4 protein-coding genes and 2 pseudogenes are annotated in these 7,656 nt (G+C 53.1%); 4 read left to right on the forward strand and 2 right to left on the reverse strand.

Annotation, left to right across the window (positions count from 1 at the left end; translation table 11 throughout):
* Window positions 1-786 (forward strand): glycosyltransferase family 2 protein (locus QZ197_RS13385; RefSeq protein ID WP_296432575.1); only part of this gene is annotated, 786 nt, incomplete at its 5' end.
* 78 nt (window positions 787-864) lie between these two features.
* Here QZ197_RS13385 and QZ197_RS13390 read toward each other — a convergent pair.
* Complete coding sequence (locus tag QZ197_RS13390; protein WP_272146376.1) at window positions 865-1,377, reverse strand: hypothetical protein; 513 nt, start codon at window positions 1,375-1,377, stop codon at window positions 865-867.
* 607 nt (window positions 1,378-1,984) lie between these two features.
* Here QZ197_RS13390 and QZ197_RS13395 point away from each other — a divergent pair.
* Window positions 1,985-3,937, forward strand: coding sequence for an acyltransferase family protein (locus QZ197_RS13395; protein ID WP_272146374.1), 1,953 nt, complete (start codon window positions 1,985-1,987; stop codon window positions 3,935-3,937).
* Between the two features lie 351 nt (window positions 3,938-4,288).
* Window positions 4,289-5,203 (forward strand): annotated as a pseudogene (locus QZ197_RS13400) (IS1182 family transposase); the annotation flags it as partial.
* Window positions 5,204-5,259: 56 nt separating this feature from the next.
* Here the strand turns inward: QZ197_RS13400 and QZ197_RS13405 are convergent.
* Window positions 5,260-6,392, reverse strand: a protein-coding gene (locus QZ197_RS13405; protein WP_296432578.1) for an IS3 family transposase whose coding sequence is annotated in 2 segments (ribosomal slippage) — window positions 5,260-6,125 and window positions 6,125-6,392 — 1,134 coding nt in all. Because the reading frame shifts where the segments join, the coding sequence is not laid out codon by codon here.
* Window positions 6,393-6,462: 70 nt separating this feature from the next.
* Between QZ197_RS13405 and QZ197_RS13410 the strand changes: the two are divergent.
* Window positions 6,463-6,936: pseudogene (locus tag QZ197_RS13410) on the forward strand (transposase); the annotation flags it as partial.
* Between the last annotated feature and the right edge of the window lie 720 nt (window positions 6,937-7,656).

The raw sequence follows: 7,656 nt of genomic DNA on the forward strand, positions 1-7,656 counted from the left end.
ATTGTCGAAGTCGGCAACCGCGATAGCTGGCTTGGCAGTTGTCAGGCGCTGGAATACATCGTCAGTCAAAGCATTATACGCCGCGCGCAAGAGGTATTTGACGGTATCTTGGTTGTACCGGGCGCCGTTGGCGCTTGGCGGACCGAAGCTGTCAGAAAAGCCGGTCTGTTTTCAGGAAATACCGTGACGGAAGACGCTGATCTGACCGTGGCCGTGCATAGGGCAGGCTATCGCGTTGTCTTTCAGGAGCAGGCCAGATCGGTCACCGAAGCACCGACTTCTGTCCGCGATTTCATGCGCCAGCGGTTGCGGTGGACCTTTGGCATGCTGCAGACATCGTGGAAACACCGTGGTGCCATCGCAGAGGGCCGGACCGTTGGATATATATCCATCGTTGATGCGATCTGGTTCGGTGTCTTCTCCTCGCTTTTTGCGCCATTTGTAGACCTATTGCTGATCGTACTTTTGGTGCAAGGTGTCTGGGCAATTGCTGCCAATGATGTGGCGCTGATTGCATCTGTCCCGCCTGCGTTGATCCTTGCCTATTTTGCCTTGACTGCGCTTGACGTGATCAACACGATTGTCGCTTTCTGGTTTGAAAAGCGGTTTGACTGGTGGTTGCTAGTTTTGGTTCCGTTCCTACGGTTCGGGTATCGCCAATTGCTTTATATCTCGACCATCCGCGCCCTTCTTCAGGCGATGACAGGGACGGTCGCGCGCTGGAACAAATTGGACCGGACCGGAAATGCCTTGTCACTCTGGAGCCCTGCTAAAAGAAAGGTCTAGCGGCAGCACAACTGTACTGAACGCCCGACAGACTGACCGCCCGACAGACTGACCGAAGGCCCTTTCTTTTTCACTCGATCAGGCGCGCGGACGTCCGGGGGCAAAGGGCATTTCGAAGTTCGAAAGACTCTCGATGTAACGCGTGATAGGCGTACCATAGGGATCGCGCAAATCTGCTTGACCATTGCTTGCAATGAACTCCGAGAGCGCACCGGGACCCAGCAGATGCATTGCGGCGACCATGCCTGCAGGTGTCAGCTCTACATGGCCGACTTTTTGCCACGCATAGCCGTCAAGATCGTGCATTTCGGCATAGCTCCAAAGCAGTTCGACCCATTCATGGGCTGCGCGGTCTTGCGCCTGTTCGTTGCGCAGAAACGCGGCCGCGGAATTGACGCCATATTTCCCCGTCCAGCCGCCACTGTAGTTGTTGTCCAGAGCGTTGCCGTCGAACTTTACAAAGCCCAGATCGGTCAGTGCGGCTTCACCGAACTGGTAAGCACCAAGGTAGTTGAGCGTATTCACTGACTGGTAATTCCCGTCAGATTCCATCAATTGCAGCGCAATCAGGAATGCCCCTAAAGTTCCCATCTACTGTCCCTTCGCACTTTTGCCTCCTAGACGATTTCTCATCAACTGGGCCCGAACTGAATTCCATCGGCAGGCGTAATGACAGTCATACGACAGACAGAACATGGCGCTGATGTGGAGCCAGTGTGGCGATTGCGGATTATTTCCGCGCTCGGGCCGCCTCAATTTATTGTCTTTTTTATAGCCCGTACCCGAGCAACAGTGTGGTGAAAGCTTTATAGATGAACTGCGATCAGAAGAACCCTGTTTCTTGAAATAGGCAAGATTTTGCGCATAGAGCGACGATAAGGTCTAGCTGTGGTATGCATGTGCATGCGGACTGTCGCGCAAGCAATGCTATCGCGGCGTCGGCTGCGCTGTGCTGACAATACCGCAAACATGTTCCGTCCTTCGCCTAGGTTGCCATAATTACTGTGTTTTTTAGGGCCTGTTGGTGCATAATTACTTACAGAAAACATCTTTTGATGCGCCGAACGATAAATTCTGCTAGGTTATCGGCATAGTTTAGTGATCGCAGTGGTGTTGCCAGAGTGGATTTCAAAACAACAGCAGATCGAATCCGTGGTCGCTCACCAAGGCAGTTCTCACAAGCACGCGGGAAGCCAAAATGGCGACGCATTTGAGGTATAGGCCGGACATCGACGGCTTGCGCGCAATCGCTGTCCTTGCCGTCATCCTTTATCACGCTGATGCCACCCTTGTTCCGGGCGGCTATCTGGGCGTTGATCTGTTCTTTGTGATTTCCGGCTATCTTATTACCGCCCTGCTTGCCCGCGATCTGGAGGCTACGGGCCGCGTGTCCTTGGGGTCGTTTTACGAGCGGCGGGCGCGGCGGATTTTGCCGGCCTTGCTAGTGGTCGTGATCGCGACCTTGCCTTTCGCGGCCATGTGGATGCTGCCATCACGATTGGCAGAGTACTGGGTCAGCATACTAACTGTTATGGGGTTTTCGTCGAACCTGCTGTTCTGGTTTCGAACGGGGTACTTCATGCCTGCGGGCGAACAGGAACCGCTTTTGCACACATGGAGCCTTTCGGTCGAAGAGCAGTTTTACCTGTTTTTTCCTTTGTTGCTTTGGTTCTTGTGGCGGTACGGCAGGCGGGCGCGTTTTGTAGCCCTAGCGGCGCTTTTCATTGCAAGCCTGATACTGACCAACTGGTTGGTTGGGCGCGCACCCTCGGCCAATTTCTACCTGTTGCCCTCTCGTGCTTGGGAATTGCTGGCGGGGGCATTGCTCGCGCTTTCGCCACTTTCTTTAGGCGCATTGTCCTCCCGCATCTGGCGCGAGATTGGCGCCGCGACTGGTCTGGTCCTGATCTTTATTTCGCTTTTCCTGCTTGATGAAAGCATCGCGATGCCTTCGTTCTGGGCATTGATCCCGGTTTGTGGCGCTGTGCTTGTCATCGCAGTTTCAGATGGTACATGGACTGGCCGGCTGCTTGGGTCGCCAGTGCCGCGTGCCATCGGGTTGATCAGCTATTCTGCCTATCTTTGGCATTGGCCCCTATTCGTTTTCGCGCGGCTGCGTTTTGGCGAGGCTCTTACACAGAGTGTCATTGTGCCACTCGTCCTCGCGACCCTCGGGCTTGCGACCCTCAGCTACTTCTTTGTTGAACGCCCGTTGCGCAGACGCGGACCGGGCAGCCCTGTTAATCTGCGGACTTTCGCTTTGGTTACAGGCGCGGTGGTTATTCTTTTGCCTCTGGCTACGGCAGTTTTGCCGCTTTTGCCGCGAGGCTCCCTTACAGGTTTGACCGCAGTAGAGATCGAAGCCAAAGTCGCGACCAATTACGGCCTGTCTGAAGTCTGCGAAGGCGCATTTACTCTTGATCCCGTATGCCGGACGTCTGACACGCCAGAGGTTCTGATTTGGGGCGACAGTTTTGCGATGCACCTTGTCCCCGCGATCAAGGTCGGTGCGTCACATGGTTTGATCCAAATGACCAAGTCGGTTTGTATCCCTGCGGTTGGTATTTCTGTTATGACGCCGGAATATCCCGCCGCTTGGGCCGAGGGTTGTATCGCCTTCAATGATGCCGTGCTTGACTGGCTGGCAACACAGGAATCGATCGATACTGTCGTCGTCTCGTCGCCCTTTGGTCTGGTTTTTAACGACGTATATCAACGTGGCGGTGCCATCGCGGCAGCCCCACGACCGGATTTGGTCGCGGATGCGTTGAGCGCTACGGCGCAAAGGATTCAGGCGATGGGAAAAGCCTTTGTGATTGTGTCGCCACCGCCAGTAACGGGTGAGGATCTGGGCCAATGCCTTGTTCAAGCCGCATTGGCCCAGCGGCCCACCGATGCATGTGATTTTCCTGTCGATGGGATTCACCGGCTTAGCCGTCTTGTGCTGGATTTTCTGGATGACCTGAGCGAAGATGTGCCGGTGGTGTCATTGGTCCCGCTGATTTGCCCGGAGGCAGAATGCATCACACGGCAAGGCGATACGTTCATCTATCGCGATCAAGGTCATCTTTCTATCGAGGGATCCGCGTTGATCGGGCGTTATCATAGCCTGTTCAAACTGGTACAGAATGCGGCATCCGCAGTCGACTAGGTCGCGCGCTGCAATGCTGACAAAAGATAGCTACCTCTCGCTGCGCCAGTAAGATGGGACCATGCTTTCCAGATAGGAAGTCAAACAGTCGCGACGGCCTTAAATGAACTGCGCACGTTTCTCATTCTGGGGTTCAGCTTGGCCATCAGCGCCCCTCGAATGCTTCATCACACACTAAGTTCGTGTGTTGGTGATGTCATTCGGAAAGCGTAGGTTTTTTGTGGATTTGGATGTGAACGTCATAATGGAAGCAGGAAGTGCGACAAGAAGGGCTAATTCTGTTGAAAAACTCTTGTTGATTTGAAGAGCATCGGCTGATTCAATTCTCGCAGGGATGCGGGAGATTTAGCGATGATGGGACCGAAGCAGGAAGCACAGGCGGCGCTGTTTTATGAGTTTTCGCTCGAAGATCACGTCCCTCAAGATCACCTGCTGCGTTCGATTGATCGGTTTGTCGACCTGAGCGACATCAGACAGTTTTTGGCTGAGTTTTACAGCCACACGGGTCGCCCAAAGATTGATCCCGAGCTGCTGATCCGGATGCTGCTGGTGGGTTACTGGTTTGGAATCCGGTCTGAACGTCGGCTGTGTGAAGAGGTGCATTTGAACTTGGCGTATCGCTGGTTTTGTCGCCTCGACCTGTCTGATCCGATACCAAACCATTCGACCTTCTCAAAGAACAGACATGGGCGTTTCCGTGAGAGCGCACTGCTGCGACATCTGTTTGAGAAGACCGTCGCACGTTGCATCGCAGACGGTTTGGTGAGCGGTCAACGTCTTGCCGCAGATGCCAGTTTAATCGAAGCTGACGCTAACAAACAAAACTCCACGCCAAAGGAAGACTGGGACCACAACGCCATTGATCCAAACGAGGCGCCGCGTGCCGTGAAGGAATATCTCGACGTCTTGGACGATGCGGCCTTCGGTGCAGCATCAGAGGTTGAGCCCAAGTTTACGTCTCATTCTGATCCCGCAAGCCAGTGGACGGCAGCCCGTAAAGGCCCCGCATTCTTCAGTTATTCTACCAACTATCTGATCGATACCGACCACAGCGTCATCGTGGATGTCGAAGGCACCAGATCAATCCGGCAAGCCGAAGTTGGGGCTGTGCGCACAATGCTGGATCGGATTAAGGATCTGCATGACATCGATCCTGAGCGATTGATCGCAGATAGCGCCTATGGATCTGGGCCGATGTTGGGGTGGTTAGTTGATCGCGACATCAAACCCCACATTCCAGTGCTCGACAAAGCAGGTCGAACTGAAGTGGTCCTGCTTTTCAGACCAGTTTGCAGCCTTGTTAAGATGGATCAGGGTTTCATTTAGGCTGCCAATCTCATTGGTTCTGTTTTGCTGTCATAGGCCTCATCGGGGGTCAATATGCCGTGGGTCGAATGCGGGCGCTCGGAGTTGTAGTAGGTCAGCCATTTGCCGATCCCAGCGCGCATTTCTGAACCTGTCTCAAAGGCATTCAGATAGACGCATTCATACTTCAGCGACCGCCAGAGCCGCTCAATCATCCGATTGTCGCGCCACGCACCTTTTCCGTCCATGCTGATCTTGATCTTTGCGTCAATCAACACGTCGATCCAAGCGCCGCTGGTGAACTGACTGCCTTGATCTGTATTGAATATCTCCGGCTTGCCGTGTTTGGCTATGGCCTCTTTCAGGGCCTCGACGCAGAAGTCCACATCCATGCTGTTGGACAACCGCCAAGCAAGGACTTTGCGACTGTACCAATCCATGATTGCCACCAGATACAGGAAGCCACGCCGCATAGGAATGTAGGTAATGTCGGCACACCAAACTTGGTTAGGGCGGTCGATCACAACTTTCCTGAGCAAATACGGCCAGATTTTATGCTGGGGATATTTCTTGCTCGTGTTGGGTTCCTGATAGATCGGGACCAAACGCATGAGCCGCATTAGACGGCGCACGCGATGGCGGCCACATTGGTGGTTGTTGCGCTTCATGTACCGGGCCATCTGACGCGATCCATACCAAGGCGTTTCCAGGAACTGTTTGTCGATGATTTCCATGAACCGCAGGTTCTCAGCGCTCTCGCCGACGGGCTGGTAGTAAAGCCGCGAACGCGACAACTGCAATAGTTCGCACTGTTTACGCATGCTTAACTTATGATCTCGGCTCACCATTTTTTGCCTCGCATCCCGAGCAACTGCTGCGAGGCATCCGCCAAAAAATCTCGCTCCACAACAAGCTGACCGATCTTGGAATGCAGCTTGTCGACGTCAACGGCACTTACCCCTTCGGGCGCGGCACCTTTGCGCGTAAATGCCGTCGCCATATTCTCTATCGCCGCCCGTTTCCAAGTCCCGATCTGGGTCGGATGAACGCCATATTTCTTGGACAGCTCCGCCATCGACATCTCCTCACGGATTGCTTCAAGCGCAACCTTAGCTTTGAAATCGGGCGAATGGTTCTTTCGTTTTGTCATTTGGGATCACTTCTTTCGTCATGCAATCCACCTTAACAACCGGTCCAAAAATCCGCGACCACCTCTAACAGACGGCACATGGTCCCGGACCGACTTCGAATGGGACCCAGATAACAACCAATACATCTGCCCGGAAGGTGAACCACTCAAGCAGTTCCGGCGCAACTACTCAGATCCAAACCGGAAACCCACCGGCAAGGGCGTCGCAAAGTATCAGGCTCTGAAACACACATGCCAAGCCTGTCCCTCGAAGATGCAATGTTGACCGAAAGCAGATGCGCGCAAGATCACCCGCGAAGAACATGAAGATGCCCGCCAGGTTGCCCGTGATATTGCAAAGACTAAGCAATATGCGATCTCGATGCGGCTACGAAAGAAGGTGGAAATGCTCTTTGCTCATCTCAAACGCATACTCGGCTTGGGGCGACTGCGACTACGAGGTCCATGCGGGGCAAATGACGAATTCCTCCTAGCCGCAACCGCCCAAAACCTCCGCAAACTAGCAAAAATCTTTCCTGCACCGCAGCAAATGCGAAAAGCCTGATCATAAAGGCGCTTGCGCGCAGTCCAAAGCTCTACTTTCTGCGCGCGCAACACGTTGTTTTTCCACAGAATCGGCCGATCACGTTAGTTAGAGACGATGCTGGACTCGTGTGGTTGAAAACAGTGTCGAGTTAGTGTGTTGGAAGACTTTACCAAGTTAATGTGTTCCAAGAGTAAGTTCAGTTGCTGTGTTGAAGTTACTATGGGGCAAACACTGTGTTGCATTTACTGTGTTACCACAGCGAATCCAAACACTGTGTTCAACACAGTAAACTACCCTGCAAATCCAGCCACCAACACACGAAAAACTGTGCGATGAGTGTGCAACGCAGGAAGTGAAAACTGTGCGATGGCTATGCTGTTGTGTTTGTTTGTAAAAGTGGTGCCCAGGGGCGGAATCGAACCACCGACACGAGGATTTTCAAGACTTGTGTTTTAAATAAGCTATTGAAATTGAATGATAATTAAGTGTGAATTTGAGGTGTGCGAAAAACTGTGCGATAGCGTTAATGCGGGGCAGGGGGGCAATCGCTATGTTGAACACAGTAACCTTTAACACTGTGTTTGAACACAGTCTTTGTGATGCTGATGTGAACACAGGACTAGCTTGGTGTTGCGTAGAAGCAGACGTTCAGTTCCGCCTGCCTAGATGACCGCTCTGCGGGAAATTCTGTTGAAAAACTCTTCTTGATTTGGATGGCATTGGCTGATTCAATTTCCC

It is taken from the genome of Yoonia sp. (assembly GCF_017854415.1).
GTDB lineage: Bacteria > Pseudomonadota > Alphaproteobacteria > Rhodobacterales > Rhodobacteraceae > Yoonia.